Here is a 26718-nt window from a genome sequence, read left to right on the forward strand (position 1 = left end):
GGCAAATAAAAAGGGCCGCTGTAAACAGCGACCCTTGTGAGCAAGAAATAATGAAGATTAACGCTTCACCGTTTCCATGCCCATTAAACCAATCTTCAAATAACCCGCTTCACGCAGCTGATCCATCACACTCATCAGCGTTTCATAATCCACTGATTTGTCTGCCTGGAAGAAGATGGTGGTGTCTTTATTACCTTCAGTTTGGGCCATCAGTGCATTCACCAGCGTTTCTTTAGTCACCGCATCGTTACCGATGTAAATCTGCTTATCTTCTTTGATTGACAGATAGACCGGTTTTTCCGGACGCGGTTGCGGGGCGCTGGTGGAGGCAGGCAGGTTCACACGCACATCCACGGTGGCTAATGGTGCGGCGACCATAAAGATGATCAGCAAAACCAACATGACGTCGATAAACGGCGTCACGTTGATTTCATGCATTTCGCCATCGCCTACCGAGTCATCGTTTAAACGCATCGCCATAATACTTATCCTACGCGCAGTTTCTGTGCCGCCGCTGGACGGTTGGCTTCTTTCGCCGTATCCACGTTGCCGAGATCCAAATCGCGGCTCTGTAGCAGCATCACCTGAGCGGCAACATCACCTAACGAGGCTTTGTAGCTGGCAATCATGCGAGCAAACACGTTGTAAATCACAACGGCTGGGATCGCAGCGACCAGACCGATAGCCGTAGCCAGCAGTGCTTCTGCAATACCCGGTGCCACGACGGCAAGGTTGGTGGTTTGTGTTTTCGCGATACCGATGAAGCTGTTCATGATGCCCCAAACGGTACCAAACAGGCCGATAAACGGAGCAACCGAACCGATGGTGGCGAGGAAGCCATTGCCACGACCTGCATGACGGCTAAAGGCCGCAACACGACGATCCAGGCGGAAGCTGGTGCGCTCTTTAATCCCATCGAGATCTTCAGTACCGGCTGAGAGTTCCAGCTCGTTCTGTGCATCGTTCAGCAAAACGGCACTGTGGCTGTTGCTGGTGAAGCTTTCAGCGGCGCGGTAAGCATCGTTAAGCGATCGGGCTTCGCCCAGCGCTTGCTGTTCGCGTTTCAGACGACGTTTCGCCCCGCTCAGCTCAGCAAACTTGCCGAAGAAAATCGCCCAAGTGACAACCGAAGCCAACAAAAGGCCAATCATCACAATTTTTACCACGATATCGGCATGCTGATACATACCCCAAACGGAGAGGTCCGTTTGCATCAAATCACTGGCTACCACGCTGCGTCTCCAACTTCTGTTGCACAGTTCACGATTGAAGCGCGGATCATAGCAAAAAAATTGAGCGAAGTGATAGTAGTTCTCATTACTATTTACAAACCTAAGGTGCTTTTTTTGACCCCAATTTGACAATGTTTTACAGAATGCTGGCTTCAATCTGATAATCCGCAAACAGGATCAACCCACTGCGGCGTTTCATGGTAACGTGGATGTTTTGTAGCACGTGTCAGGAAAGGCAGTGATGGCAACGAATAAAATTGATACCACGCTGGTTAGCGCGGGACGCAGCAAACGTTACACTCAGGGCTCAGTCAACAGCGTTATCCAACGCGCTTCTTCACTGGTTTTTGACACGGTTGCTGACAAAAAACACGCGACGGCGGGTCGTGCTTCAGGTGAGCTTTTCTATGGCCGTCGCGGTACGCTCACCCACTTCTCGCTGCAAGACGCCATGACCGAACTTGAAGGTGGCGCAGGTTGCGCTCTTTATCCGTGCGGTGCCGCAGCTGTTTCCAATGCCATTCTTTCTTTTGTTGAAGCAGGCGAACATATCTTAGTGAGCGGTGCGGTCTACGAGCCGACGCAGGATTTTTGCACCAAAATTCTCAGCAAACTAAATGTCACTACCACTTTTTTTGATCACTGCATCGGCAGCGAAATCAGTGAACTGATTCAGCCTAATACCCGTGTAGTGTTTCTCGAATCCCCCGCTTCCATCACCATGGAAGTGCAGGATATTCCGGCCATCGTTGCCGCGGTACGCGCGAAAGCGCCTGACGCCATTATCATGATCGATAATACCTGGGCGGCGGGCGTATTGTTTAACGCGCTGGAGCATGGCATCGATATTTCTATTCAGGCGGGCACCAAATACATCATTGGTCACAGCGACGCGATGATTGGTACAGCGGTCGCCAATGAACGCTGCTGGCCGCAACTGCGCGAAAATTCGTACTTGATGGGCCAGATGGTGGATGCCGATACGGCGTATATGGCCAGCCGCGGATTGCGTACGCTCGGCACCCGTTTGCGTCAGCACGAAGAGAGTGGTTTGCAGGTCGCCGAGTGGCTGGCGGCACAACCGGAAGTGGCTCGCGTGAATCACCCCGCCCTGCCACAGTGCAAAGGCCATGAATTCTGGCAGCGTGATTTTAACGGCAGCAGCGGGCTATTTTCCTTCATCTTGCATGAAAAGCTCAGTCGTGAGCAGTTGGCAAATTATCTCGACCATTTCCACCACTTCAGCATGGCTTATTCATGGGGCGGTTATGAATCACTGATTTTGGCCAATCAGCCGGAAGAACTGGCAGAGATTCGCCCAGCAGGTGGTGTTGATTTCTCCGGTACGTTGGTGCGCTTGCACATTGGTCTTGAGCATGTCGATGACTTGCTGACTGACCTGAAAGCGGGCTTTGCGCGCTTGAAACAGTAAAAAAAGATAAACAAAAGCTAAACCGTTCCGTGCCATGCAGGAGAGATCAACAAATGCGATGGCACAGAGGGTTAAAATAGAAGCCTTGTGACTCGATGGGATAGCAGATGGGTGTTTTACATGAGATTGTCCACGCGCTCTGGCATCAGGATTTTGCCGCGCTGGCCAATCCAGATGTCGTGTGGGTTGTTTACGGCGTGATGTTTTTGACGCTGTTTCTGGAAAACGGTTTGTTACCCGCCTCTTTTCTGCCGGGTGACAGCCTGTTGCTGCTCGCGGGTGCCATGATTGCCAAAGGCGTGATGGATTTCGTGCCGACCATGGTGATTCTGACCACCGCCGCCAGTTTGGGTTGTTGGCTGAGTTATCTGCAAGGACGTTGGCTCGGCAATACCCGTTTGGTGAAAAGCTGGTTGATGCACCTTCCCGCGCAATATCATCAGCGTGCGTGGAATCTGTTTAACCGCCATGGCCTAATGGCGCTGTTGGTCGGTCGTTTTCTGGCCTTTGTGCGCACACTGTTACCGACCATGGCCGGCATTTCTGGCTTGCAGAATGGGCGCTTCCAGCTGTTTAACTGGCTAAGCGGCGCACTGTGGGTCGGTATTGTGGTCGCGATGGGTTACGGTATCAGTCAGGTGCCGTTTATCAAGCGCCACGAAGATCAGGTTATGGCCGTGCTGATGGTGCTGCCGATGGTACTGCTGTTTGTCGGCCTGACCGGCAGCATCGTGGTGATCTGGAAGAAGCGCCGTCAGAAAACGAGCTAATCGGGCCTTGGTCGCCATCAATGGCAACCTTACAATAGCTCGGTACAGTTTCGTAGGGTGCGCATTCATGCGCACCAGCCGTTCAAGCGGCGTCAAACGGCAGCGTTTGGCGCACGCGACTGGCCTCTTCTCCCGGCGTGACGCCGAAATAACGTTTAAACTCCCGCGAAAATTGCGATGGGCTTTCATATCCCACGCGCACGGCCGCCGCACTGGCCTTCATCCCATCCTGTAACATCATTAATCGTGCCTGATGCAGGCGATAACGCTTCAAGTACTGCAGCGGTGAAGTCTGCGTCACGGCTTTGAAGTTGTGGTGGAACGCCGATACGCTCATATTCACTTCCGCTGCCAACATCTCAACGCTGAGGCTGTCGGCAAAATGATTTTCGATGCGACGCAGCGCGCGCGCGATCTGACTAAACTGCGTCTGGCGGTTGACCAGCGACAGCAACGCACCGCCAATCGGCCCGGTTAACACGTAGTAAATGATCTCACGTACCAACTGCGGTCCCAGCACACGTGCGTCTCGCGGCTTATTCATCACATCCAACAAGCGCTCAGCCGCGCACAGCATCTCTTCGCTCATGTAGGCCGAATGAATGCCCGAGGTATGCAACTGCGGCTGAAATTGTTCGTCATCGCCGATATCCATCAATAGATCCTGCAAGCTGGCGATGTCGACACTCAAGCATATGCCTGCCAACGGCTCCTGAACCGTGGCGACCGTTTCACACTCGACCGGCAGCGGCACGGTGAGCATCAGGTATTTGGTCGCGTCATAGTGAAATACCGTACTGCCGAGGTAGCCGGTTTTGCGTCCCTGAAACAGAATCACAATACCGGGCTGATACATCATGGGCGTTCGCGGCATCGTCTCGCAGGCATAAATCAGCTTCACATTTTCCAACGCACACAGCGCTGGTGCTGATCGTTGACTAACGTCACCACACGCTGCGCCAATCGGCGGCAAAGGGCATCGTTCGGCATCACACTCTCTCAGACAGCAAAAAAATCAGTGTGCCGTAATGCTGCTTAAAGCTCCACCATTCAGGAGAATCAGGCAAGATTCTGGCAGAAATGACCAGGGTAAAATGATCACACTGTTGCCACAATGATCCTCCGGTTAAGTTTGTTGACTAGACTTAACAGCAGCGCTTTTAACAGTAAGTCACTGCGACAGATAAGGAGCAACTATGGCAGAGCAACCCATTATTAAACTGCGCGACGGCAATATGATGCCGCAGCTTGGGCTCGGTGTATGGCAGGCCAGCATTGAGGATGCCCGGCACGCAATTGTGGAAGCGTTGAAGGTGGGCTATCGCTCCATCGATACCGCCGCCATCTACAAAAATGAGGAAGCGGTGGGCCAGGCGCTGCAGGATACCGATGTAGCACGCGACGATATTTTCATTACCACTAAGCTGTGGAATGACGATCAGCAGAATGGGCAGCAGGCAATTGAAACCAGTTTGAAGAAGTTGCAGTTAGAGAGCGTTGACCTGTATCTGATGCACTGGCCTTGCCCGGAAAAGGATCATTACGTTGAAGCCTGGAAAAAGATGATTGAGTTGCAGCAGCAGGGCTTAACCAAGAGCATCGGCGTCTGTAACTTCCATGAAGCACATCTGAAGCGCCTGATCGATGAAACCGGTGTGTCACCTGTGGTCAATCAGATTGAGCTACATCCGATGCTGCAACAGCGCACCCTGCATGCGTGGAATGCGCTGCACCAAATTCAGACCGAATCCTGGAGCCCGCTGGCGCAAGGCGGAAAAGGGGTATTTGATCAGGAAATTATTCGCGAGCTGGCGAAGAAGTATGGCAAGACGCCAGCGCAGATCGTGATTCGCTGGCATCTGGATAGCGGATTAGTGGTGATTCCGAAATCTGTCACCCCAGAACGTATCCGTGAGAACTTCCAGGTGTTTGATTTCAGGTTGGAAAAAACAGAAATCAGCGAGATTACCAAACTGGATAGCGGTAATCGTTTGGGGCCAGATCCGGAAAGCTTTAACGGGTAGGTTGGTACGGTGCGCATTGATGCGCACCGCTAACTCAAGGCACCGGGTTGACCTGCAACTGCCCTGCTGTGCCGCGGTCGGCTAATTCCAACGTCTGGCTATAATACATAAACGGGAAGTGATCCGACGAACTCTGCGGGAAACTCACCAACAGCTCAACATCACCGTCCACCCACACCGTATCTTTCCAGCCACGGTCTTCGCCCATCGGCTGCGCGCCATTGACGTTTTTCACCAGGAACATCACGCCCTGAATATGCAGCGACTGCGGACGGTCGGCGTGGATAATCCAGCGCTCGAATGTGCCTTGCTGCACCGTGGTGTCGATACGGTTCATGTCCCACACCGCACCGTTGATACCCGGTACGCTGTCGCCGATGCGGAATTCGCGTGTACGCACGGCGACACCATCCAGAATCTGATCCGCCAATAAACGCATCGGTAGATTATCCGTGACCAATGGCAGTAAACCGGTTGGACGGAGGCTCAGCACCAACGTGTTGGCCAGAATCGATGAGGGCTCAAACAGGCCGCGCAGGCGATCCATCAAACCTGCCGCGGTGCCTGCCGTAATGGAGACTTCATCACCTTGCGACATATCCACCAGCACTTCACGGCGTTCGCCCGGAGCCAGTGACAGCGTTTGCACGGCAACCGGTGCAGGCAAGAAGCCCTGATCGCTCGCCACAACCGTAAACGGTCGATTGTCCGAGAAGTTCAGATCAAAACGGCGCGCGTTAGATGCATTCAGCAGGCGTAAACGCACCCAGCCGCGAGACACTTCAACGTAGGGATTCTGCACGCCATTGACCAGCAGCGTGTCACCCATAAAACCGCCTTCGGATGGCGGGTTATAGACCGGCGTAGCAAAATTATCGAGACGCTTGTCCTGAATAATCAGCGGGAAGTCATCCACGCCGTAATGCTTAGGCAGCGGCAGCGCTTTGCTGACCTCATCCTCAATCAACCACATGCCCGCCAAACCATTGTAGACGTGCGGGGCCATGCGATTTGGCGTGTTAGCGTGATACCACAGCGTGGCAGCCCCTTGGCGAATCGGCAGCACCGGTGCCCAGTCCACTCCCGCTGACATCATGCGTGGCGCGCCACCCATTAATGCTCCCGGGACTTGTAGCCCGCTGACGGTCATGGCGACCGGTTCGTTGAGTCGGTTACTGTAAATCAGTTTGACGTCATCGCCGCTATAAACACGGACCGTTGGCCCCAGGTATAGACCGTTAATACCCCATACCGGCGCTTTATTACTGTCGCCGCTGAAGGACCAATGACTGCGTTGCAGCGTCAGAAATAGCGGCTGACCCCGGCGCGATTCAATCAAAGGAGGGATCGGAAGAGGCACATCGCCTGGCGGTGCCGCAGCGTGCGCGGCATAAGGCATGCTACTTGAAGCCAGCGCAACACCGGCGGAAAGCTGAATAAACTGACGTCTGCTGCAAGACATAAAACTTCAGACCTTTTGAGCGGGGCGTGAAGACGCCGTGTCCATGTTGTTCTTGTAAGAGTGATTGCTGTGATGAGCGCGGAGGCAGAGTCCCTACCCCCGCGGATTATTAGATTTTACCGTTTTTTTCGCGTTCGGCGACTTCAGCGTTCAATTCTTCTAGCTTAGCAGACATTAATTCACGGCAATGCGTTGCTAACTTACGCACAGAGGTGCTTTCAAACTGCTTGGTGTCCACGGGAGGCAGCATCTCAACAATCACCAAACCATTGTTCCAGCGATTGAGCTTCACTTTACCGTGAGTGTTCGACACCACAACCGGGATGATCGGCACGCCCGCTGCCACCGCAGCATGGAAGGCACCGGTTTTAAAAGGCAGTAAGCCGCGACCACGGCTGCGCGTGCCTTCAGGGAACATCCAGAATGAGATTTTCTTTTTATTGAACTGCGCCACCAGCTCACCGATGGTGCCGTGGGCTTTGGCGCGGTTATCACGGTCAATCATCAGATTCCCGGTTAACCAGTACAACTGGCCGAAGAAGGGAATCCACAGCAGGCTCTTTTTACCCACGGTAACCGTGGTGGGCTGCACGATTTTGGCGGCGGTAACCATATCGTAGTTGTTTTGATGGTTGGCGATATAAATCGCATTGCCATAACTCTCTGCATCGGCCGGTTTACGTAACTCGACTTTCAAACCAAACACGGTCGACAGGCGGCCCAACATATGGCCGAACGTCGCGACGTGACGTGGATTACGCGGTGAAAACAGACACCAGATGCAGCCAACAATACAGACCAAAATCGAATAGATAACAACAATGATCGTGCGTAAAATTAGTAACATAGCTTCCTCAAATGTGGCATTCCATCGCCTGATCAGTATTACTCTTCGCTACTCGCGTCACTCTTCGGGCGCGCTGGCGCGTTGACTTCCACGCTATCAATACGCTGCAAGCCACGCGACACACTACCGCGACGGCCACGATCGGCACGGACTTTTTGCAGGTCCTCATCACGCATAATCAGCTTACGCTTGCCGACGTAGAGGGTGAGGGAGCTGCCAGGCGGCAGAATCAGCAGCCATTGCAGTTTATCCACACCTGCTGCGGCATCCGCTGACGGAATCGAGATGATTTTATTCCCTTTTCCTTTCGACATCTGTGGCAAATCGCTCACAGGGAACATCAGCATGCGGCCAGCTTGGGTAATCGCCAGCAGCATATCATCGCCCGAATGGACCGCCATCGGTGTCATCACTTTGGCGTTATCTGGCAATGTTAACAACGCTTTACCCGCACGGTTACGGGAAATCAAATCAGCGAAGGTACAGATAAAGCCATAGCCGGCATCCGAAGCCATCAGCAACTTCTGCTCATCCGGCTCCATCAACACTTGTTCAAATGCGGCACCCGGCGGTGGCGTCAGTTTGCCAGTCAATGGCTCGCCCTGCCCGCGTGCTGACGGCAGCGAGGTCGGATCCAGCGTATAACTCCGACCCGTTGAGTCGATAAAGGCCACCGGCTGGTTGCTCTTGCCGCGTGCGGCAGCGAGATAGCTGTCGCCCGCTTTGTAGCTTAATCCGGTTGGATCAATATCGTGGCCTTTAGCGCTGCGTACCCAGCCCATCTGCGACAGCACAATAGTGACCGGCTCGGCGCTGACCAGCTCGGTTTCGCTCAGTGCTTTAGCTTCTTCACGTTCGCGCAGTGGCGAGCGGCGGGCATCGCCGTAAGCTTGCGCATCTGCCAACAACTCTTTCTTCAGCAGGTTGCTCATCTTGCGCTCGGACGCCAGAATCGCCTGCAGCTGATCGCGCTCTTTCTCCAGTTCCGCCTGCTCACCGCGAATCTTCATCTCTTCCAATTTGGCGAGATGGCGCAGTTTCAGTTCAAGGATGGATTCGGCTTGGGTGTCGCTGAGTTCAAAGCGCGACATCAAGACCTGCTTGGGTTCGTCCTCAGTACGGATGATGTGGATCACTTCATCTATATTGAGGAACGCCACCAACAAACCTTCGAGGATATGCAGGCGACGCAGCACGCGATCCAGACGGTAGTTCAGACGGCGCGTCACGGTATCGCGACGGTACACCAGCCATTCGGACAGGATCTCCAGCAGGTTTTTCACCGCCGGACGGTTATCCAGCCCGATCATATTCAGATTAACGCGATAGCTCTTTTCCAGATCGGTGGTGGCAAACAGGTGGTTCATTACCTGCTCTACATCCACGCGATTGGAACGCGGCACGATCACCAGACGTGTTGGGTTCTCGTGGTTAGATTCATCACGCAGATCTTCCACCATCGGCAGCTTTTTATTGCGCATCTGGTTGGCAATCTGCTCCAGCACGCGTGCACCGGAAACCTGATGTGGCAGCGCGGTGATCACCACATCGCCGTCTTCTTTCTTCCACACCGCACGTTGACGGATGGATCCACGTCCACTTTGGTAAATCTTACGAATTTCGCTACGCGGGGTGATGATTTCGGCTTCGGTCGGGTAATCCGGACCTTGCACAATATCCAGCAACTCATCGAGCGTGGTATCGGGTTTGTCGATCAGCTTCACCGCCGCTTCCGCCACTTCACGCAGGTTGTGCGGTGGAATGTCGGTGGCCATGCCTACGGCAATACCGGTGGTGCCGTTCAGCAGAATGTTCGGCAGGCGCGCCGGCAACATCTTCGGCTCCTGCATGGTGCCATCGAAGTTCGGGGTGTAATCGACCGTTCCCTGCCCCAGCTCACCGAGCAGAATTTCAGCATATTTAGACAGGCGCGATTCGGTATAACGCATCGCCGCAAAGGATTTAGGATCATCGGGTGCGCCCCAGTTCCCCTGACCATCGACCAGCGGATAACGATAGGAAAAAGGCTGTGCCATTAACACCATCGCTTCGTAGCAAGCGCTATCGCCGTGTGGATGGTATTTACCCAACACATCACCCACGGTACGTGCCGATTTCTTAAATTTGGCGCTCGCATTGAGGCCCAATTCTGACATCGCGTAGACAATACGACGCTGCACTGGCTTAAGCCCATCACCGATATACGGCAATGCGCGGTCCATAATCACGTACATGGAGTAGTTCAGGTACGCATTTTCAGTAAACTTGTGCAGGGCAAGACGCTCTGCACCATCCTGCGTCAATTCGCTCATTAAGCTCGCATCCTCACTTCGTGGCCCGCAACGGCGGGACAACCGGCGGTCATTTGGCGAGGATAGTACCTTATTCGTGCGTGTTAGTCACAGGGAAGGCAGTGACGACGAAAAGAATCCTGTGGTGTTAAATAACGTGATATCGGTTAGAAAAATAAAAAGGAATGCGAGCAATGTCACAATTAATACGCCTATTTATATGTGAGCAGGATCGCAATTAAATTCCCATCATTTTAGGTGTATTACTGCTGTCCGTAATCATGGACAACATTTAGTATTGTTGCTTACGCCGTCCTTTTCTAAATTTATACTCAATAAGAAAAACCTTTTGCGCTCTTGGCTCCTGGCACCAAATAAATATATCGAGGAAATAATCTTAAAAACGATTGACCAAAATAAAGGGTGACCGAATGCAAATACTGACTTCGCGACAACACCGTTTAGTCAAAATACTGTTGCAACATGCCGCACCGCAGCCGATCAGAGAGTTGGCCTTACAACTGGGTGTGTCGGAGAAAACCATTCATCGCGATTTACAGTGGCTAGAGAGCTGGCTGAGCAGTTGGTCCATGGTGCTGGAAAAGACACCGGGACGCGGCGTGCGGTTACGGGTCGATGATATCCAACAACGTTTGCAACTGGAGCAGCAGCTGAATGGTGATGAAAGCAGTGCTGATGCGCTGGGGCAGAACAGCCGTAGAGTGAAAATTGCCTCACAGCTGTTGAGCGACGCGCCGCGGGCTACCTCAATCAGCAAACTGTCAGAACGCTATTTTATCAGCCATGCCTCGATTGTGAATGACCTGAAAATCATAGAAGAGTGGTTACAGCCCTTGGGTTTGACGCTACAACGCGGGCAAAGCGGCACACATATAGAAGGGCATGAACAAACGCTGCGTCAGGCGATGGTTTCACTGATCAATGACGTGATGCAGCAAAACGTCGCCGGTACGCCACTGTTACCTCGTCTCGACCCCGGTAGCCAGCAAGCGTTGGTGCATTATTTTGGCGATGAGGATGTGGCTTTTGTACAGGCACTGTTACAGCAGATGGAGCAGCAGCTGAGTTACCCATTGGGTGATGCCTGGTACCTGAATCTCTGCACCCATATTCTGATCATGATGCATCGTATGGCGCAGGGTAATGCGCTGGCACTGGCAACCCTGACCACCATGCAGGACCTTGACCAGCGCATTTTGATTATTGCGCAGCAAATGGTGAGGCAGATTGAGCAGCGTATGTGCTGCGCTTTGCCAACAGATGAAGTCGGATTTATTTATCAATATATTGTTTCATCCGGCATTGTGGTGGAAGAGCGTGGTGATAATGCGCCCATGCACAATCAATTTTCTACGGCTGAATCCGTAAAAATAACCTGTGAATTAATTGATCGATTCTCGACATTTATTCAACAGGACTTAGCACAGGACCGATTATTATTTGACGGATTACTGGTACATATAAAGCCGTTATTAAATCGACTCAAATATCATATTCATATTCGCAATCCTCTGCTGGAAGATATTCAACAGGAAATGAAGGGCATATTTTCTTTGACGCAACAAGCGATGCAATTGACTGCGCGAACCTTTGCCCTGTCACCCGTCGCTGATGATGAAATTGGCTATCTCTGTGTGCATTTTCAGGCGGCACTGGAGCGACAAATCGCCCATAAACGCATTCTGGTGGTGTGCTCGAGCGGTGTGGGCACTTCGCACCTGTTGAAAAGCCGCATTTTGCGCGCCTTCCCTGACTGGGAAATTGCGGGCGTGGTATCTGCCAGCAACCATGCCGCATTTTGCCAGAACCAGCCGGTGGATTTGGTGATAACCACAATCCATCTCGATGCCGGCACCATTCCGGCCGTCTATGTGAGTGCATTTTTTAACGATGACGATATTCGGCGGGTCACTGACGCCATGATTGGCAGCCAGCTGCCTGACGGTGCGTCCTGCGCCTTGGTTGAACATTAATTGAATGAGGTAGAACCCATGGATATTTCCCGCATTCTGACGCCCCGTCGCGTTAACCTGGCGCTGACTGCCACCACCAAAGAAGAGGTGATTAATGAACTCACCGACCTGCTTTATCAGGATGGTGCCATCACCGATCGGGCCGCGTTTATTGAAGACGTTTGGTTACGTGAGGCCGAAGGTTCGACCGGCTTTGAGAACCATGTCGCCATTCCACACGGCAAGTCTTCCGCCGTGCTCCACACCACGCTCGCCATTGGCCGTACCCAACAGGATATTCCGTGGGAAACGCTTGATGGCAGCCAGGTGCGCTGCATCATCCTGTTCGCCGTGCGACTGGAAGATCAGAACACCACCCATATTCGCCTGTTGTCGCAGGTGGCCAGCGCGCTGGCCGATGATGAGGTGATAGCCCAATTGCTGGTGGAAAACGACCCCAGCAATATCATCCGGCTGTTTAGTCAGTACGCCGAAACCGACCTCTGTTAACACCCTAACTCTCTGAGGTGATACATGAATATTGTCTGTGTAGCGGCCTGCACGGCAGGCATCGCGCATACCTACATTGCGCGTGAAAAACTGATTAAGGGGGCCCACGCGCTGGGCCATACCATCCACGTTGAAACGCAGGGCACCATTGGCACCGAAACCGCGCTAACCCGTGAAGATATCGCCGCCGCTGACGTGGTGATTCTCGCCATTGATGTGAAGATCAACGGCGAAGAGCGCTTCCAGGGCAAACCCATCGTACGAGTGAAAACCGAAGTGGTGATCAAGTCACCGGTGAAATTCCTCGAAAAAGTGGCGGATTCACTGGCGCGTGCCTGAGGAGATCCACCATGAACGAGAACAAACGTCAGTATGGCCAAGAGATCAAAGGCCACTTGCTCACTGGGATTTCGTGGATGATCCCGCTGATCGTCGCCGCTGGGATCTGTATCGCGCTCGGCCAGGTGATCGGCGGACCGGATGTCGGTAAACATCCCGGCACTATCGCCTGGATGTTGAACCAGATCGGCGGCTGGGGCATGGGGCTGATCGTACCGTTGATCAGCGCAGCGATCGCTTACTCGATAGCCGATCGTCCCGGCTTTGCACCGGGGTTGATCGTCGGTTTTATCTGCGGACAGATTGGCACCGGATTTATCGGCGGCATCTTCGGCGGTTTCCTGGTGGGTTACACGGTGCTGCTGTTGCGCCGCACGATTAAGTTGCCGCAATCGATGCAGGGGTTGATGCCGATTATGGTGCTCCCCGTGCTGAGTACCGTCATCGCCGGATTGCTGATGATGACCTTTATCGGCCAGCCGATTGTTTGGTTGCAGAAGGCGCTTATCGCTCTGCTCGAATCCATGCAAGGCGGATCGAAATTTGTGATGGGCGCGATTCTCGGTGCTATGGCGACTTTCGACTTCGGCGGGCCGGTGAATAAAACCATGTCGCTGTTTGCTGACGGCATGCTGGTTGACGGCATTTATGGCCCGGAAGCAGTGAAGTTTGTCGGCTCAATGATTCCGCCGTTTGGCATCACGCTGTCGTACTTGCTGTCGCGCAAAAAGTACACCAAAGCCGAGAAAGAGGCGCTGAAAGCCGCCTTCCCGATGGGCATCTGCATGATTACCGAAGGGGTGATTCCGATTGCAGCGCGTGACCTGTTCCGTGTGGTCGGCAGCTGTGTGGTGGCTTCTGCCATCGCCGGTGGACTGATTATGGTGTGGGGCGTGGGCGCACCAGTGCCGCACGGCGGGATGTTTGTGGTGCCGCTGTTTGAAAAACCTTGGCTGTTCTGCCTGGCGCTGGGTATCGGCACCACCGTGTGCGGGGTGATGTTGTCCGTGCTGAAGAAACCGGTCACTCAAGCAGATGAAGAGTTCGATGACGTGGAAGCCCCTGGCGTCCGCGATGAAGAGATCAAATTCACTCTGGAATAAGGAGCCACCATGTTTGCCATGATGAACGACCTGATTCAGGCTGCCGCCAAACAGCAGTATGCGGTGCTGGCGATCAACTGCTTTAACCTCGAAACCGCTCGGGCAGCGATTCAAGCCGCCGAGCAGCAGCGCGCCCCGCTGATTCTGAATGTGTATCAAGGGCACAGCACGCACTTTCCACCCGCTGTCGCGGTGCCGCTGGTGCAAGCGTTGGCGAACGCCGCCACTGTACCCATTGCCCTGGCCCTAGATCACGGCAAAGCCTTTCCGTTGATTGGCCAGGCATTTCGCGCCGGATTCACCGGGCTGATGATTGATGCGTCCGCCGATCCGCTGGCGGAGAACATTCGCCAGACGGCTGCAGTGGTGAAAATGGCGCACACCGCAGGCGTCTGTGTGGAAGGCGAACTCGGGCATATCGCCGATGCGCCGACTTATGAGCTGGCCGATGCGTCGGTGAAGATGACGCAAGTTGCTGACGTGCTGCCGTTTATTGAACAAACCGATATTGATTTGTTGGCGATTTCGGTGGGTACCGCGCACGGGCTCTATCCGGCGGGCGTGAAGCCGAAGATTGATTTCCAGCGTTTGCAGGAGCTGCACGCCGTCTCGACACGCCCCCTTGCGCTGCATGGCGGTTCGGGCACGCCTGCCGAGGATATTCGCCGAGTCAGCCAGCACGGTGTGGCGAAGATTAACGTCGGAGCAGCGGTGTTTGATGCCGGTAAAAATGCCGTTGAGCAGGCGCTGAAACAGCACCCGCACGCGGAACTGGCCGACCTGCTTGGGCTGATGGAATCCGCCTGCCGCGAGGTAGTGATTGAGTATCTGAGCTGGTCGGGATCGGCTGGCAAAAGTTAGGCCATGTGCGGCTAGCAGGTCGCCATAAATGGCGACCCTACGGGGTAATAGTGCCACCGCCCCCCCGTAGGGTGCGCATTTATGCGCACCGTTTCATTGGGCGCACGTGATTAATCGCATTTATGCGCAATTGGAAAGTCGCCCCGTTAATCTCAGTTTAAAGCAGGGCATGAACCGCGCGATAAATCGCGCCGCTACAGATTGCAGAAGTATTCCCTTTTTATCCATCATCGGGTCGGCGAACGCGTCGGCTCTGGTAAAACTCACGTTGAGGAAATATTAACATGTTGATTTCAATGAAAGAGATGTTGGCACCGACTCGTGAACACCGTTACGCCATCGGCGCATTTAACGTGGCAGATAGCTGCTTTATTCGTGCCGTAGTAGAGGAAGCCGAAGCCACCAATACCCCAGCGATCATCTCGATTCATCCAAGTGAGCTGGAGTTCGTGACTGATGAGTTCTTTGGCTATGTGCGTGAACGTACGCTGAAAAGCAAAGTGCCTTTCACCATCCATCTCGATCATGGCGCATCGATTGCGCAGGTGCTGCGCGCCATTCAGTGTGGATTTACTTCGGTGATGATCGATGGCTCGCTGCTGCCGTACGAAGAGAACGTGGCACTGACCAAAGAAGTGGTGAAACTGGCGCATTCGGTGGGCGTGTCGGTGGAAGGTGAACTCGGCACCATCGGTGATACCGGCACCACCGTCGAAGGCGGCGTCAGTAAGGTGATCTATACCGAACCGGCGCAGGCTGAAGATTTTATCCAGCGTACCGGCGTCGATACCTTGGCGGTGGCGATTGGCACCGCGCACGGCATCTATCCAAAAGATATGAAGCCGGAACTGCAGATGCACATCCTTCGGGACATTGCGCAGCGCACCACCATTCCACTGGTGTTGCACGGCGGTTCAGCCAACCCGGATACGGAGATCGCCGAAGCAGTGACGCTTGGCGTGGGCAAAATCAATATTTCCAGCGATATGAAGTACGCGTACTTCGCCAAACTGCGCGAGATTCTGGCACGTGAAACCTGGTGGGATCCGAACGTGATTTATCCGGAAGCCATTACCGCCGCCAAAGCGGTGATTCGCTACAAAATGAACCTGTTCGGTGGATTGGGTAAAGCGGGTTTGTATCGTTAATCATGCAAATGGGGCCATTACGCCCCGACCTGGCATTGCGCAATAAATTGCGCCGCTACAAACTTTTACTTGTCTGTAGCGGCGTGATTCATCACGCGTTGTTTTACTTAATCACACCCAACCACTGTGAAGCAATCTGTGCATATTCACCGGTGGCAGTGCTGAGATGCAGCCACTGATCGACGTACAGTTTCCAGCTCATATCGTCACGCGGGATCATGTAGGCCTTCTCACCATATTGCATCGGTTTATCCGGGTTGATAGCGCACAGTGTTGGGTAGTGCTTCATCTGGAACAACGCTTCGGAAGCATCAGTGATCATCACATCTGCTTTTTTATCCACCAGCTGCTGGAAAATACCGACGTTATCGGCCAATTGCAGCGCCGACTGCGGCAAGTGGCTGTGCACAAAGGCTTCGTTGGTGCCGCCAGCCGGTTCAATCACCCGCACGCTCGGCTTATTGATCTGCTCTATCGTTTGATACTTATCTTTGTCATCGCAACGCACCAGCGGGATTTTGCCATCCACACCCAGCGGCTGGGCAAACCAGGCAATCTGCTGACGCTTCAGGGTGACGGAAACCCCGCCCAGTGCAATATCACACTGCTTCGCCACAAAATCATCACTCATGGTTTTCCAGGTGGTGGGCACCCATTGCACTTTAGCGCCCAGACTTGCGGCCAGTGACTCAGCCATGCTGATATCCAGCCCTTCATATTGCCCATCACTGCGCAAATAACTGTAAGGTTTGTAGTCGCCGGTGGTACAGACTTTCAGGGTTTTACTGCTACGAATCTCATCAAGGTGGGATTGCGCCTGAGCAGCGCCCGTCACCAGAAGTAATGCACTCAGTATTGCGGTTTTCATGGGTTCTTCTTTTTTTGTTGATGTTGGTTTGCGTGCGGATTGTTTCATGAACATCCGCATTATTGCTTTATTAGCAAAAGTCTTGTGATCAATCACGCATTTTTCTGCCTCGCCTGCGCGCGTACAGTGTGCGCCATTAACAGGAAACGGAGCGAATCATCCATGAGTAATATTTTCATTATCGACGGCGGTAAAACCTTCGCCCACTCCAAAGGCGAACTGAACCATACCCTGACTGACGTTGCCGCCAGCCAACTGCGTGATTTAGGCCATAACGTGCAGATCACGGTTGCCGATAGCGACTACAACGTAGCAGAAGAAGTGCAGAAATACCTCGATAGCGATGTGGTGATCTACCAGATGCCAGGTTGGTGGATGGGCGAGCCGTGGACAGTGAAAAAATACATTGATGACGTGTTCACCGAAGGTCACGGTTCACTGTATGCCAGTGACGGCCGTAGCCGCAGCGATTCAGGCAAGAAATACGGTTCGGGCGGCCTGATTCAGGGCAAAAAATATATGCTGTCGCTGACCTGGAACGCGCCGCTGGAGGCGTTTAACGATCCGGATCAGTTCTTCGAAGGCGTGGGCGTAGACGGTCTCTACCTGCACTTCCACAAAGCCAACCAGTTCCTCGGGATGGAAGCTTTGCCGACCTTTATCTGTAATGATGTGATCAAGATGCCGGACGTGCCGCGCGATATTGAACGTTATCGGACTCATCTCAGCCAGATTTTTGCTTAACTGTAAGCACACCGGGAAAAAAGGAAGCGCTATGTTAACTGTCGTTGCAGAAATTTGTGTCAAACCAGGTCGCCGCCACGTGGTACTGGAAGCCATTAATAAGCTGATCCCTACCGTGCTGGAAGAGGACGGGTGTCATCAGTACGATGCGCTGGTTGACCATCAGGCACAGGTACCGTGGAAGCAGAATTCGCCAGATTCCATCTTTATGCTGGAGCAGTGGGAATCGCTACGCCATCTTGAGCAGCATCAGCAGATGCCGCATATGGATGCGCACCGCACCATCATTAAAGATGATGTGGTGGATGTGAAAATCCTGGTGTTAGAGCCGGTGCGCTAATTGCTTCAAGCCTCTGCCTGTGCAGGGGCTTGTTTAGAGCAGGCGGTCTTGTTCAATCTTCTCGCGCAGAAAATCGAGAAAGCAGGTAATACGAGAGGTCAGGGATTGATTGCGGTAATACACGGCGTGAATCGGCAGGCGCAATTCACGCGTCTCCTGCTCTAACACCTGCACCAGATCCCCACGCGCACGATCTTCTCGACTGACAAAATCAGACAGGCGCGCAATGCCCTGCCCGGCTAACGCCAACTGGCGAAGCGTCTCGCCACTGGAAGCCGACAGCGTGGGCTTAATCTGCAAATACTCCCCCTCATTTTGCCAAACAGGCCAGACATTGTGTGCATCCAACTGGCTGAAACCCAATAGCTGATGGGCTGCTAACGCCTCTACCGTTGCAGGCTCGCCATGCTGTTGCAGATAAGCCGGGCTGGCCACTAAGCGCGTCGCACTGCTGCCCAGCACACGGGCGCGCAGCGTAGAGTCACGAAGCTCCCCAACGCGGATAGCAATATCCGTTTGCTGTTCCAGCAGATCGATCATGATGTCGTCGGTGTTCAACTCCAGCTGAATCTGCGGATAGCGCAGCCGGAATTCCGCCACCAGCGGTACGATCACGTGCAGCATAAAGGGCGCGTTAGCATTCACGCGCAATCTGCCAGAGGGAATGTCACGGCGCTGGGCGATCTGCTCTTCTGCCAGCTCCACCGATGAGAGGATTTGGCGTGCATGATCGAGAAAGATAAGCCCTTCCTCGGTGAGAGCGAGACGCCGCGTGGTGCGATGCATCAGGGTGGTTTGCAGCTTGCTTTCCAGCCGACTCAGCGCACGACTGATGCCAGAGCTGGTTTGATCGAGCTGATCGGCCGCCGCCGTGATCGATCCGGTATCCACTACCGCCACCCAGGCGCGTAACTCTTCCAGTGTGATTTTCAGGTTCTTTTCCTTAACGCATTTGGCTATCCGCTACACATCATATCAGACGCTGCCGCGTCACATTTTATGTCTGCAGAAACATACGCACAGTTAAGCGGTCAGATTTCCCTTCATTATTTATTCACAATTGCATTTCATCCCATTTGAAATGGCAGAATTGCCACAGCACATGTAAAAAACAAAGAACAAACATTTCATTATGTTTCAAAGGTAAATATAAATGAGAATGATTATGATATTTATTATCACCACGTAAAAATACGTGTAAATAATGACAAGGCGTTAATATATGAAGTCTATTTATGGTAGAAGGAAAACTACTCTTTCAATAGTGATCGGGTTGTTATTGCAAGCGGGTATAACCTCGGGAAATGCAGCTGAATCGTCAACAATTCAACTGAGTAGTTCAGCTGATAATCAGCCAACATCGCAGAATCAAGTTAAGAAAAAAGCCACAAACGAAGACACAATGGTGGTCAACGCCCCTGCAGAAAAGCTTAAGCAACAGCCCGGTGCGTCGCTGATTACCCACGAAGATATCGAACGCACCCCACCGGCGAACGACCTCTCTGAAATTATTCGCAAAATGCCGGGCGTCAACCTCACGGGCAACAGTGCTACGGGTAGTCGTGGTAACAACCGTCAAATTGATATTCGTGGCATGGGGCCAGAAAACACCCTGATTTTGGTGGATGGTGTACCTGTTTCTTCTCGCAGCTCCGTGCGCTACAGCCGGACAGGTGAACGTGATTCGCGCGGTGATACTAACTGGGTTCCCGCAGAAATGGTCGATCACATCGATATACTGCGTGGCCCCGCTGCGGCCCATTACGGCTCAGGCGCAATGGGTGGTGTCGTCAACATCACCACTAAGCGCCCGACTAACGACTGGCATGGCTCACTTTCCCTTTTTACCAATCAACCAGAAGATAAAGATGAAGGTGCGACTAAGCGCATGAACTTCAGCCTTAGCGGTCCACTGATTGATGATGTTCTGTCCATGCGCGTCTATGGGAACATCAATAAAACCGATGCCGATGCTTATGATATTAATACCAATGAAAATGGTTCCTACGCTGCAGGCCGTGAAGGTGTCCGAAACCGCGATATCAACACAGCACTGCAATGGAAAATCAATGACAGGCAATATCTGGATTTTAATTACGCATACAGCCGCCAGGGTAATATTTATGCCGGTGATACGCAATACAGCAATAGCAACTTGAGCACAATCGTTCCGGAATTATATGGTGCCGAAACCAACCGAATGTATCGCCAAGCCTACAGCCTTACTCACAACGGCATTTGGGATTGGGGCCAGTCGAAACTCACATTGAGTTACGAGGACACGCACAATACAAGATTGGAGGAAGGCTCAACGGGTAAAGTTGAAGGCATGATCAACAGCGATACCTATAACACCAGTCGTTATAAAACCTGGCGAGTCAATAATGAGTACACTATTCCGTTTAGCTTATGGGTGGATAACACCCTGACGATGGGCTTTGAATGGAATAAAGAGAAATTGAACGACCCAGCTTCTATTCAAGAAACCGATGCGACCGGAATTGAAATTAATGGTGTATCCGGTGATCCCTCGCAGCGTAATACAAAAAATAGCCAGGAATTGAGTGCTGTTTATCTCGAAGACAGTATTGATGCATTCAATGGGACAACATTGATCCCGGGCTTGCGCCTGGATTATAGCGACCGTTTCGGCAGTAACTGGAGCCCTAGCCTCAATATTCAGCAGGAGTTAACCGATACTCTGCAACTGAAAGCGGGTATTGCACGCGTCTTCAAAGCACCAAACCTTTATCAGTCAACCGAGGGGTACTTGCTGGCCAGTAGCGGCAACGGATGTGACATTGGGGGCAGTAACGGTTGCTATCTGATGGGTAACGGTGACCTGAAACCTGAAGTCAGCATCAACAAAGAAATTGGATTGCAATGGAATGATGCGGGTTATAGTGCCGGACTGACCTATTTCCGTAACGATTATCAAAATAAAATCGTCTCTGGGGATACCTCTCTCGGTACCGTAGAGGTTGCCAGCGCGCGTTATTCTTCTGAATATAATATTTATCAGTGGCAAAACGGCGGTAAAGCTCTAACACAGGGCCTTGAAGCGAACCTGACTATTCCTCTTATTGCTGATAAGCTCAACTGGCGTACCAATGCGACTTATATGTTTACCTCAAAATATAAATCGACTGGAAACCCTCTTTCACTGATTCCAAAATATACCGTGAATAGCTGGCTTGATTATCAGATCACTCCTGATTTTGCGACCACATTAAGTTGGACAATGTATGGCCGCCAGCATCCGCGTACCACTGCTGAAATTCGCAAAGAAGCATCTGGTTTATCCGAGAATGAAGTGGGATCTTACGCAATCTTTGGTTTAGGATTTAATTATGAAGTGAATAAGAATCTTAAATTAAGTGCTGGTGTAACCAACTTGCTTGATAAACGAATCTACCGCGAGAATGAAGGTGCTTCTACCTATAATGAGCCGGGCCGCGCTTATTATGCCGGTTTGACCACCTCATTCTAATTTCATCGTGATGAATATCTTGGCCGGTGTGACCACCGGCCAAAACTCCATAATCCATTTTTGACAGGTGGGTCACTGACTCGCTCGCTGATGTCTTCTCTCCGTATCATCCAAATGTTGAGACATCGCTGTTGAAGCTGCGCTCGCATCTCCGATCAAAATAGCATCGACCAGTGATTTATGCAGGGGCAATGAGACCTCATGGTTCTCGCTGGGATCGGGATTAGTCAGGCGAAGTGACATCAACATTGTGGTGCGAATAGCATGCGCGATCGGCAATAAGAATTGGTTCTGTGATGCTTCCAAAATGGCAGTATGAAACTCAAGGTCAGCGCGAATAAATTGCTCCACATTGCCTTTAGCCACATACATCTTCTCGTAAGCGGCCTGAATGCGCGCTTTTTCTTCCACACTGGCGCGTGTTGCCGCCAATGCAGCAGCAGGAGGCTCTACAATACGTCGCACTTCCATCAGTTGCGTCAAGGTTTTCCCCCCTCCGGCTATGCTGTGGTGCCAATCCAAAAACTGGGGGTCCAGTTGCTGCCAGCTGGTTTTCGGCCTAACAGTCGTGCCCTTACGCTGGCGTGAATCGAGCATTCCTTTCGAAATCAGGATTTGTAGTGCTTCACGTAATACCGTCCTGCTCACACCGTAATTTTCCAGCAGCTGTGTTTCATTGGGCAATAGCTCGCCTGGCTGGAGTCGTCCGTCGATAATTTGACGGCCCAAATCCTCTACGAGCTGATCAGCCATCGTGCGCTTCAATGAGGCAGAAAAAATCATATTTTATGAACTCCGTCAAAAAATCATATTTATCATATTTTATGAGTTTACCATTACTGCTAATTATATCAGTAACACGCCAACACCAGGCAGTAGGGGAATCACAAGTGAAAATTAAAGATGTCAAAACGCACATTCTGTCTGCAAAGCTAACAACACCTTTTGCTTACTCACGTGCGTGGTACGACACAAGAACCGCGATGATAGTTGAAATTGAAACGGATAACGGTCTGATTGGCTGGGGAGAGTGCTATGGCCCGGCAGTGATGACAGAAGCCGTGGTCAGGGGGATAAAACCATGGTTAATCGGTGCCGACCCGTTGAAATCTGATTTGCTCTGGGAAGATATCTACGCAAGGCTGCGTGATCACGGACAAAAGGGGTTAGTCATTGAAGGGCTTAGCGGTGTGGATATCGCCTTATGGGATATTCGTGGCAAGTATTTCTCCTGTCCCTCTTACCAGTTGCTTGGCGGCGCCCTGCGTGACGATGTTCAAGCTTATGCCACCGGTCTGTATCGCCGTAAAGAGGGAAATCCACTTGAGTATCTGCCGGATGAAGCCGCTGGTTACGTCAACGAAGGGTTTAAAGCGGTAAAACTTAAAGTGGGATTTGGTGTAAAAGAGGATGCTGCCGTTACCGCCGCCGTGCGTGAAGCAATCGGTCCTGATGTGGAACTGATGGTGGATGCTAATCATGCTTACGATGCGGTGTCAGCGATCCAACTCGGTCGTCTCATCGAACAATACGACATCAGTTGGTTTGAGGAACCCGTTCCGCCAGAAGATTTGGTCGGCTATAAAGCCGTTAAGGCCGCCCTAACCATTCCCGTTGCAGGCGGTGAGTGCGAATACACCCGGTTAGGCTTCCGCGATATCCTCACACAAAATGCCATGGACATTATTCAGCCAGATATTTGTGCAGCAGGCGGTTTATCTGAATGTAAAAAAATTGCGGATATGGCGTGGAGCTTTGGCGTACGTACTAACCCCCATGTTTGGGGCAGCGGTATAGGCATCGCGGCATCGTTGCAATTTATTGCCATGGTCCCTACGCATACACCTGTTTCGCTCAATCCCAAACAACCCATCTTTGAATTTGACCAGACTGAACATCCGGTTCGGATGGCGATCATTAAAGATCCTATTAGACACCAGCAAGGTCGTATTGCTATTCCTCAGGGGCCGGGCTTGGTATTGAAATCAACCGTGAAGCGCTTCAGGCGTATAAGGTGAATTAACCATGCAAGCTAAAACCACAATCAACGACACCTCTGACAGCCCGTGGCTGAAAATTGGAGGATCGTTACTGCTGGGAATGTTTGTTTCCTATCTCGACAGAACCAATTTGTCTGTCGCACTGCCAGAACTGTCAAAAGATCTTGGATTCGCCGGGGCGAATTTCGCAGAGGTTTCCAGCTGGGCGCTGACGACATTTCTGATTGGTTATACCATTGCCAACGTATTAGGCGGGTTATTTACTCGCAAAGCTGACCCTAAGCGTGTCGCTATTTGGTGCGTGACCTTATGGTCCATCGCCACCATCATCGTTGGATTCACTCATTCTATCTGGGTGTTACTGGCTTGCCGTATTCTCCTGGGAATCACTGAAGGCATTTACTGGCCTCAGCAATCGCGTTTTGCACGTGCATGGTTCTCGCCACAACAACGTACCCGAGCAAACAGCGTGGTACAGTTTTACGGTCAGTACCTGGCACTGGCGCTGGGCTTTATAATTCTCACTCCAATGTACGATGCGTTCGGCTGGCGCATACTGTTTTTTATCACTGGAGGATTAGGTTTAGTAGTGATTGTTCCCTTATATTTGCGCAATCTGCGCCCAGAAATCGAAGCACCTTATCGGGATGAAAATGCTGCAGCTGGTAGTGCAGAAAAGCTAACGCTCGCTTCTTTTGGCGGACCCGCGTTCTTTTTCCTGATATTCACTTATATTGCACAAAGTATGCTGTTTTGGGGGATTACGTTATGGATTCCATTGGTTGTTCGTTCACTGGGATTCACCGGATTCTCTCAGGCGATTGCCAGCGCGGTACCCTACCTGGCCGCTGTGCTGCTCGCTATTCCGATTGCAAAAATCAGCGACAAAACCAATAAGCGTGTTCTGATTGCGTCACTCGGATTGCTGATCCCTGGCTGTCTGATCATTTCACTGCCACTGATCGACAATGCGGTACTGAAAATTGCATTAATTACTCTGGCTATGGGCTATTACGCCAGCAGCTTCTCGCCCAATATCTGGTCACTGATTCAGGGCAGCGTGTCCCCCAATGCCACAGGTCCCGCAGCAGGCATTATTAACGGTATAGGTTCAGGCGGCGGTGGCACGATTGCAGGCTTCTTGGTTGGCATGATGTATCTGAAAACGGGGTCGTACTTGGCAGGATTCGTGGTAATTGGGGTGATTGTTATCTGCGGCGCGGTTTCCCTGATGATTTGGGGACAGATGCAAAAGCGAAGAGTAAAGAGGATGGCACGCGCTTTGCCAATTGAAGGTCAATAAAGCCCTCTAATGAAAACAGCCTCGAATTTTCGGGGCTGTTTACGTTTGGATTTCTGCTGCTAACGTTTCTCTATCATCAATGACATCAAGCTTCCAGGTCGGCAAGGTCGCCTTTTTCCTGCAGCCAGTTACGGCGATCTTCAGAACGTTTCTTCGCCAGTAGCATGTCCATCACACGCAGCGTTTGCTCGACATCATCATCGCTGACAGTCAGCTGTACCAGACGGCGCGTGTTCGGGTCGAGCGTCGTTTCGCGCAGCTGCAGCGGGTTCATCTCACCCAGACCTTTGAAGCGCTGTACGTTCGGTTTGCCCTTCTTACGCTTCAGCTGTTCCAGCACGCCCTCTTTCTCGTCTTCGTCCAACGCGTAGAAGACTTCTTTACCGAGATCGATGCGATACAGCGGCGGCATAGCCACGTAAACATGGCCATGCTGCACCAGCGAGCGGAAGTGCTTCACGAACAGCGCGCACAGCAAGGTGGCGATGTGTAAGCCATCAGAGTCCGCATCCGCAAGAATACAGACCTTGCCGTAACGCAGTTGGCTCAAATCTTCACTATCAGGATCGATGCCGATCGCCACCGAAATGTCGTGTACTTCCTGCGATGCCAGCACTTCGTCCGATGACACTTCCCAAGTATTGAGGATCTTACCCTTCAGCGGCATGATCGCCTGATATTCGCGATCGCGCGCTTGCTTGGCCGATCCACCTGCTGAGTCCCCTTCCACCAAGAAGAGTTCAGTACGATTTAGATCCTGTGCGCTACAGTCTGCCAGTTTGCCCGGCAGTGCCGGTCCGCTGGTGAGCTTTTTACGCACCACTTTCTTGGCGGCACGCATACGACGCTGGGCGCTGGAGATCGCCAGTTCAGCCAGCATTTCTGCTGCCTGCACGTTCTGGTTCAGCCACAAGCTGAACGCATCTTTCACGATAGCGGAGACGAAGGCCGCGCACTGACGTGAAGAAAGACGCTCTTTGGTCTGACCGGCAAACTGTGGATCCTGCATTTTCACCGACAGGACATAGGCGCAGCGCTCCCAAATATCTTCCGCCGACAGTTTTACACCGCGCGGCAGGATATTGCGGAATTCACAAAACTCACGCATCGCATCCAGCAGACCCTGACGTAAACCATTGACGTGCGTCCCGCCCTGCATGGTAGGGATCAGGTTAACGTAACTTTCGGTCAGCAGTTCGCCGCCTTCCGGCAGCCACAGCAGCGCCCAATCCACCGCTTCCACATCGCCGGCAAAGCTGCCAACAAAGGCTTTTTCCGGCAAAGTGGGCAGGCCATTGACCGCTTCGGCTAAGTAATCAGAGAGGCCACCATGATAGAGCCACGTCTGCTCGGTATCGTTGACCTTGTCTTTAAACACGATTTCCACGCCCGGACAGAGCACGGCTTTGGCTTTCAGCACGTGCGTCAGGCGTGAAACGGAGAAGCGTGGGCTATCGAAGAAACTTTCGTCTGGCCAAAAATGAACGCGCGTACCGGTGTTACGTTTGCCAACGGTGCCCGTAACGGTGAGATCCTGTACTTTATCGCCATTTTCGAAAGCGATGTCATACACTTCGCCGTTACGACGTACGGTGACTTCCACTCGTTTTGACAGGGCGTTAACCACAGAAATCCCCACGCCATGCAGGCCGCCGGAGAACTGATAGTTTTTATTGGAGAATTTACCGCCCGCATGCAGTCGGCAGAGAATCAGCTCAACCGCTGGCACGCCCTCTTCTGGGTGAATATCGACCGGCATGCCGCGACCGTCATCGATGACTTCCAGCGACTGGTCAGCATGAAGTATGACTTCCACGCGTTTGGCGTGACCTGCCAGCGCCTCATCGATGCTGTTATCGATCACTTCCTGGCCCAAATGGTTTGGGCGCGTGGTATCGGTGTACATTCCCGGACGACGACGCACCGGTTCAAGGCCGGTTAGGACCTCAATGGCATCGGCATTATAACTTGATTGGCTCAT

23 protein-coding genes and 1 pseudogene are annotated in these 26718 nt (G+C 52.3%); 14 read left to right on the forward strand and 10 right to left on the reverse strand.

The annotated features are described in order from the left end of the window. Positions 1 to 57: 57 nt before the first annotated feature. Positions 58 to 480: a TonB system transport protein ExbD gene (exbD, locus tag HA51_RS12540; protein ID WP_084934827.1), complete on the reverse strand. Its 423-nt coding sequence runs from the start codon at positions 478 to 480 to the stop codon at positions 58 to 60. Between the two features lie 5 nt (positions 481 to 485). Further along, entirely contained in the window at positions 486 to 1214 is a 729-nt protein-coding gene (gene exbB / locus HA51_RS12545) for a tol-pal system-associated acyl-CoA thioesterase (protein WP_205298319.1), read from the reverse strand. A 259-nt stretch (positions 1215 to 1473) separates the two neighbouring features. On the opposite strand from exbB, the gene metC reads away from it, so the two are divergent. Together metC and HA51_RS12555 are read left to right on the forward strand one after the other, a co-directional pair. Beyond that, positions 1474 to 2664 carry a cystathionine beta-lyase gene (gene metC, locus HA51_RS12550; protein ID WP_084934829.1) on the forward strand — a complete coding sequence of 397 codons (1191 nt, stop codon included), beginning with the start codon at positions 1474 to 1476 and terminating at the stop codon, positions 2662 to 2664. A 107-nt stretch (positions 2665 to 2771) separates the two neighbouring features. Beyond that, complete coding sequence (locus HA51_RS12555) at positions 2772 to 3434, forward strand: DedA family protein (protein WP_084934830.1); 663 nt, start codon at positions 2772 to 2774, stop codon at positions 3432 to 3434. Positions 3435 to 3516: 82 nt separating this feature from the next. Here HA51_RS12555 and HA51_RS12560 read toward each other — a convergent pair. Continuing rightward, a pseudogene (locus HA51_RS12560) lies at positions 3517 to 4424 on the reverse strand (AraC family transcriptional regulator). A 206-nt stretch (positions 4425 to 4630) separates the two neighbouring features. Here HA51_RS12560 and dkgA point away from each other — a divergent pair. After that, a complete protein-coding gene (dkgA, locus tag HA51_RS12565) occupies positions 4631 to 5458 on the forward strand; it encodes a 2,5-didehydrogluconate reductase DkgA (RefSeq protein ID WP_084934831.1) in 828 nt (275 codons plus the stop codon). A 34-nt stretch (positions 5459 to 5492) separates the two neighbouring features. Here dkgA and ftsP read toward each other — a convergent pair whose 3' ends face one another. From ftsP to parC, 3 genes are all read right to left on the reverse strand, one after another. Continuing rightward, positions 5493 to 6920, reverse strand: coding sequence for a cell division protein FtsP (gene ftsP / locus HA51_RS12570; RefSeq protein ID WP_084934832.1), 1428 nt, complete (start codon positions 6918 to 6920; stop codon positions 5493 to 5495). A 109-nt stretch (positions 6921 to 7029) separates the two neighbouring features. Further along, positions 7030 to 7767 carry a 1-acylglycerol-3-phosphate O-acyltransferase gene (locus HA51_RS12575; RefSeq protein ID WP_084934833.1) on the reverse strand — a complete coding sequence of 246 codons (738 nt, stop codon included), beginning with the start codon at positions 7765 to 7767 and terminating at the stop codon, positions 7030 to 7032. Positions 7768 to 7805: 38 nt separating this feature from the next. Continuing rightward, positions 7806 to 10079 (reverse strand): DNA topoisomerase IV subunit A, encoded by a 2274-nt coding sequence (parC, locus tag HA51_RS12580; RefSeq protein WP_084934834.1) that lies wholly within the window; start codon positions 10077 to 10079, stop codon positions 7806 to 7808. Positions 10080 to 10489: 410 nt separating this feature from the next. On the opposite strand from parC, the gene HA51_RS12585 reads away from it, so the two are divergent. The 6 genes from HA51_RS12585 to HA51_RS12610 all read left to right on the forward strand — a co-directional run bounded on the left by HA51_RS12585 (position 10490) and on the right by HA51_RS12610 (position 15992). Next, complete coding sequence (locus HA51_RS12585; RefSeq protein WP_084934835.1) at positions 10490 to 12052, forward strand: BglG family transcription antiterminator; 1563 nt, start codon at positions 10490 to 10492, stop codon at positions 12050 to 12052. Positions 12053 to 12070: 18 nt separating this feature from the next. After that, positions 12071 to 12541: a PTS sugar transporter subunit IIA gene (locus HA51_RS12590; RefSeq protein WP_039328602.1), complete on the forward strand. Its 471-nt coding sequence runs from the start codon at positions 12071 to 12073 to the stop codon at positions 12539 to 12541. Positions 12542 to 12565: 24 nt separating this feature from the next. After that, complete coding sequence (locus HA51_RS12595; protein ID WP_034828411.1) at positions 12566 to 12880, forward strand: PTS fructose transporter subunit IIB; 315 nt, start codon at positions 12566 to 12568, stop codon at positions 12878 to 12880. 11 nt (positions 12881 to 12891) lie between these two features. Then, positions 12892 to 13983, forward strand: coding sequence for a PTS fructose transporter subunit IIC (locus HA51_RS12600; protein ID WP_084934836.1), 1092 nt, complete (start codon positions 12892 to 12894; stop codon positions 13981 to 13983). A gap of 9 nt (positions 13984 to 13992) precedes the next feature. Beyond that, positions 13993 to 14844, forward strand: coding sequence for a class II fructose-bisphosphate aldolase (locus tag HA51_RS12605; RefSeq protein WP_084934837.1), 852 nt, complete (start codon positions 13993 to 13995; stop codon positions 14842 to 14844). Between the two features lie 284 nt (positions 14845 to 15128). Continuing rightward, positions 15129 to 15992, forward strand: coding sequence for a ketose-bisphosphate aldolase (locus HA51_RS12610; RefSeq protein WP_084934838.1), 864 nt, complete (start codon positions 15129 to 15131; stop codon positions 15990 to 15992). A 103-nt stretch (positions 15993 to 16095) separates the two neighbouring features. On the opposite strand, the gene HA51_RS12615 is transcribed toward HA51_RS12610, so the two are convergent. Next, on the reverse strand, positions 16096 to 16860 hold the full coding sequence (locus tag HA51_RS12615) for a transporter substrate-binding domain-containing protein (protein ID WP_211282933.1): 765 nt from the start codon (positions 16858 to 16860) through the stop codon (positions 16096 to 16098). A gap of 162 nt (positions 16861 to 17022) precedes the next feature. On the opposite strand from HA51_RS12615, the gene HA51_RS12620 reads away from it, so the two are divergent. Further along, complete coding sequence (locus tag HA51_RS12620; RefSeq protein WP_084934839.1) at positions 17023 to 17604, forward strand: NAD(P)H-dependent oxidoreductase; 582 nt, start codon at positions 17023 to 17025, stop codon at positions 17602 to 17604. Positions 17605 to 17635: 31 nt separating this feature from the next. Continuing rightward, the gene (locus HA51_RS12625) at positions 17636 to 17944 is read left to right on the forward strand and encodes a putative quinol monooxygenase (RefSeq protein WP_084934840.1); all 309 of its coding nucleotides are present in this window, start codon (positions 17636 to 17638) and stop codon (positions 17942 to 17944) included. A gap of 33 nt (positions 17945 to 17977) precedes the next feature. On the opposite strand, the gene HA51_RS12630 is transcribed toward HA51_RS12625, so the two are convergent. Next, the gene (locus HA51_RS12630) at positions 17978 to 18877 is read right to left on the reverse strand and encodes a LysR substrate-binding domain-containing protein (protein WP_084934841.1); all 900 of its coding nucleotides are present in this window, start codon (positions 18875 to 18877) and stop codon (positions 17978 to 17980) included. 289 nt (positions 18878 to 19166) lie between these two features. Between HA51_RS12630 and HA51_RS12635 the strand changes: the two genes are divergently transcribed. Further along, positions 19167 to 21434: a FepA family TonB-dependent siderophore receptor gene (locus HA51_RS12635; RefSeq protein ID WP_084934842.1), complete on the forward strand. Its 2268-nt coding sequence runs from the start codon at positions 19167 to 19169 to the stop codon at positions 21432 to 21434. 72 nt (positions 21435 to 21506) lie between these two features. Here the strand turns inward: HA51_RS12635 and HA51_RS12640 are convergent, their stop codons facing one another. Further along, a complete protein-coding gene (locus HA51_RS12640; protein WP_084934843.1) occupies positions 21507 to 22217 on the reverse strand; it encodes a FadR/GntR family transcriptional regulator in 711 nt (236 codons plus the stop codon). Positions 22218 to 22324: 107 nt separating this feature from the next. Between HA51_RS12640 and HA51_RS12645 the strand changes: the two genes are divergently transcribed. Both HA51_RS12645 and HA51_RS12650 read left to right on the forward strand, forming a co-directional pair. Beyond that, on the forward strand, positions 22325 to 23452 hold the full coding sequence (locus HA51_RS12645; RefSeq protein WP_084934844.1) for a mandelate racemase/muconate lactonizing enzyme family protein: 1128 nt from the start codon (positions 22325 to 22327) through the stop codon (positions 23450 to 23452). Positions 23453 to 23459: 7 nt separating this feature from the next. Further along, positions 23460 to 24737 carry an MFS transporter gene (locus HA51_RS12650; protein WP_084934845.1) on the forward strand — a complete coding sequence of 426 codons (1278 nt, stop codon included), beginning with the start codon at positions 23460 to 23462 and terminating at the stop codon, positions 24735 to 24737. 85 nt (positions 24738 to 24822) lie between these two features. On the opposite strand, the gene parE is transcribed toward HA51_RS12650, so the two are convergent. Beyond that, positions 24823 to 26718, reverse strand: a complete 1896-nt coding sequence (gene parE, locus HA51_RS12655; protein ID WP_084934846.1) for a DNA topoisomerase IV subunit B — start codon at positions 26716 to 26718, stop codon at positions 24823 to 24825.

Origin of the sequence: Pantoea rwandensis (assembly GCF_002095475.1) — a bacterium.
GTDB classification, from domain to species: domain Bacteria; phylum Pseudomonadota; class Gammaproteobacteria; order Enterobacterales; family Enterobacteriaceae; genus Pantoea; species Pantoea rwandensis.

Coding starts and splice junctions, on each gene's coding strand:
- exbD (WP_084934827.1), bottom strand. CDS start 480: ATGGCGATGCGTTTAAACGATGACTCGGTAGGCGATGGCGAAATGCAT.
- exbB (WP_205298319.1), bottom strand. CDS start 1,214: ATGCAAACGGACCTCTCCGTTTGGGGTATGTATCAGCATGCCGATATC.
- metC (WP_084934829.1), top strand. CDS start 1,474: ATGGCAACGAATAAAATTGATACCACGCTGGTTAGCGCGGGACGCAGC.
- HA51_RS12555 (WP_084934830.1), top strand. CDS start 2,772: ATGGGTGTTTTACATGAGATTGTCCACGCGCTCTGGCATCAGGATTTT.
- dkgA (WP_084934831.1), top strand. CDS start 4,631: ATGGCAGAGCAACCCATTATTAAACTGCGCGACGGCAATATGATGCCG.
- ftsP (WP_084934832.1), bottom strand. CDS start 6,920: ATGTCTTGCAGCAGACGTCAGTTTATTCAGCTTTCCGCCGGTGTTGCG.
- HA51_RS12575 (WP_084934833.1), bottom strand. CDS start 7,767: ATGTTACTAATTTTACGCACGATCATTGTTGTTATCTATTCGATTTTG.
- parC (WP_084934834.1), bottom strand. CDS start 10,079: ATGAGCGAATTGACGCAGGATGGTGCAGAGCGTCTTGCCCTGCACAAG.
- HA51_RS12585 (WP_084934835.1), top strand. CDS start 10,490: ATGCAAATACTGACTTCGCGACAACACCGTTTAGTCAAAATACTGTTG.
- HA51_RS12590 (WP_039328602.1), top strand. CDS start 12,071: ATGGATATTTCCCGCATTCTGACGCCCCGTCGCGTTAACCTGGCGCTG.
- HA51_RS12595 (WP_034828411.1), top strand. CDS start 12,566: ATGAATATTGTCTGTGTAGCGGCCTGCACGGCAGGCATCGCGCATACC.
- HA51_RS12600 (WP_084934836.1), top strand. CDS start 12,892: ATGAACGAGAACAAACGTCAGTATGGCCAAGAGATCAAAGGCCACTTG.
- HA51_RS12605 (WP_084934837.1), top strand. CDS start 13,993: ATGTTTGCCATGATGAACGACCTGATTCAGGCTGCCGCCAAACAGCAG.
- HA51_RS12610 (WP_084934838.1), top strand. CDS start 15,129: ATGTTGATTTCAATGAAAGAGATGTTGGCACCGACTCGTGAACACCGT.
- HA51_RS12615 (WP_211282933.1), bottom strand. CDS start 16,860: ATGAAAACCGCAATACTGAGTGCATTACTTCTGGTGACGGGCGCTGCT.
- HA51_RS12620 (WP_084934839.1), top strand. CDS start 17,023: ATGAGTAATATTTTCATTATCGACGGCGGTAAAACCTTCGCCCACTCC.
- HA51_RS12625 (WP_084934840.1), top strand. CDS start 17,636: ATGTTAACTGTCGTTGCAGAAATTTGTGTCAAACCAGGTCGCCGCCAC.
- HA51_RS12635 (WP_084934842.1), top strand. CDS start 19,167: ATGAAGTCTATTTATGGTAGAAGGAAAACTACTCTTTCAATAGTGATC.
- HA51_RS12640 (WP_084934843.1), bottom strand. CDS start 22,217: ATGATTTTTTCTGCCTCATTGAAGCGCACGATGGCTGATCAGCTCGTA.
- HA51_RS12650 (WP_084934845.1), top strand. CDS start 23,460: ATGCAAGCTAAAACCACAATCAACGACACCTCTGACAGCCCGTGGCTG.
- parE (WP_084934846.1), bottom strand. CDS start 26,718: ATGAGCCAATCAAGTTATAATGCCGATGCCATTGAGGTCCTAACCGGC.